At 65.9% G+C, this 419-nt stretch carries 1 protein-coding gene; it reads left to right on the top strand.

Going from position 1 to position 419, the window contains the following annotated elements; translation table 11 throughout:
- Positions 1–419, top strand: a 419-nt coding sequence (locus CVH10_RS25755; protein ID WP_181244464.1) for a sel1 repeat family protein, incomplete at both ends; no start/stop codon positions are given.

The following is a 419-nucleotide window of genomic DNA, read 5'->3' as shown; positions in this document are numbered from 1 at the left end:
GGTCGCGTTCAACCTCACAGCCTGCGACAAGATGACCCCCAAAGACCCGCTCCCGCGCCACCAAGCCCTCAAGGCCTTCGACCCACACCGCAAGGAATTCGCTTGCACCTACGAGGCCGACGCTGTGCCGCCCATCGACCGGCAGGCCGAGGCGTGGCACCAGGAGGCGCTCTATGTGACGCGCGCCGGCCTCTGGCCCAACCAGCGCGACTGGAAGAAGGCCGAGCAACTCTGGACGCAAGCGGCCGAGCGCAAGCACTGGAAGGCCATGATGAACCTGGCCAGCCTGTACGAGACGGGACAGGGCGAGGGTGCGCTCGCAGTGCCGGAGGACTCGTACAGGGCCATCGACATCGTCGAGGAGGCCATGAGACTTGGCATCCCCGCCGCCTACGACAAGATGGGGAACTACCACTCAC

Origin of the sequence: Halomonas sp. ND22Bw (genome assembly GCF_003011945.1) — a bacterium.
GTDB classification, from domain to species: domain Bacteria; phylum Pseudomonadota; class Gammaproteobacteria; order Pseudomonadales; family Halomonadaceae; genus Halomonas; species Halomonas halophila.
This window is presented reverse-complemented; position numbering and strand designations above follow the sequence as displayed.